The sequence below is a fragment of the Pseudomonas sp. 05T35 genome, from assembly GCF_056396605.1.
Genome location: NZ_JBFTLU010000713.1, coordinates 1 through 1432 on the forward strand (window position 1 = coordinate 1; position 1432 = coordinate 1432).

1 protein-coding gene is annotated in these 1432 nt (G+C 57.2%); it reads left to right on the forward strand.

Annotated features, from left to right (window positions below):
- Positions 1-2 precede the first annotated feature (2 nt).
- Positions 3-1166, forward strand: a complete 1164-nt coding sequence (locus AC1DH9_RS29130; RefSeq protein ID WP_477809336.1) for an Arm DNA-binding domain-containing protein — start codon at positions 3-5, stop codon at positions 1164-1166.
- The last annotated feature ends 266 nt before the right edge of the window (positions 1167-1432 follow it).

The following is a 1432-nucleotide window of genomic DNA, read 5'->3' on the forward strand; positions in this document are numbered from 1 at the left end:
ACATGAGTGGGGTCGAAGCTCGCGGGAAATCCGTGAGAATCTATTTTCAATACAACGGAGAAAAATGCCGGGAAGCAATCCCGGGTGGTAACACGCCTGCCATCGTGGCCCAGGGAAAGCGCCTGGTCGACATCATCGAGTACGAAATCCAAGCCGGCACATTCGATTATGCGCGGCACTTCCCCAACTCGGCCAAGCTGGTCGAAAACACCTTCGGCCACTACCTGGACCTGTGGTTAAAGATCAAGGCCAATAGCGTGGCAGCGTCGAGCTATCGGGGCTATGCCAACAAGGCAGAAGTTCATGTGCGGCCGCGCTGGGGAAAGGTACAGATCCACAACATCGATCACCTGGACCTACAGGAGTGGATTCAGGGGACCCTGTCTAAAACGCTCAAAAACAAGACCATCCGCGACATCATCAGCAACGTGCGCCAGGTGTTCAGGCTGTACCGCACCAGGATGAAAGTCGCGCACGATCCAACCGAAGGTTTGATGGTGCGCCTGCCAGATCCAGAGGCGCCGGACCCTTTCACCCGGGCGGAAATCAAACAGATCCTGGAAACCCACACCAGCCGCACGCAAGAGCTGCTAATGGTTCAGTTCATGATATGGGCCGGCCCCCGGGTATCCGAGACCATCGCCCTGGCCTGGGAGGATGTTGACCTGGAACAGGGCACCGTGACGTTCCGCCGGTCCAAGGTGCGCGGGGCTTACCGGGTGACGAAAACCCGGCGATCGACGCGCAAGGTCCGCCTACTTGCCMCCGCCTGGGATGCCCTGCAGAAGATCGATGCGTTGAACAGGAACCGAAAGGCTGAAACCGTAGATATCGTAGAACGGGACAACAAGACGGTGCGTAAACACAAACTGCACTTTGTCTTCCTGAACACGAAAAGCGGCCTGCCGCACGTCAACGACTTCGTGGTGCGCGACAGGTTCTTCAAGGCTCACCTGCTCGCGGCCGGGGTTCGTTATCGGGGGCCTGGCCAGTGCCGGCACACGTACGCCAGCCAGTTGCTGACGACGGGAATTGCCTCAATCGATTGGATCGCCGAGCAGATGGGACATACCAACGGGAACATGATCCGCCAGCACTATGGGACTTGGATCAATGAGGACGGGCCGGATGTTGTCGGGATGCTGCAGTTAGCATTAAAGCTTTAGCAAACCAGACTCCCCTAGCCCGGTGTACCACTCCAGGTGATTCTGGTATCCGGGGGCCAAATAAAAGGCCCCCACACTCTCGGCAAGTGTGGGGGCCTCTTTTACATAAACGGCGTTCTGTCTACCTATCGCCAGAGGCAGCAATCGACCCATTGCGGTCGGTCAGCAATTTTCCACCAGCGGCAGATTCAGACGGGTTGCGGACTTTCGTATTTGCCGAGAGTGGACACTCACCACGCAATCAAGAGCATGAATGCGCCATAACG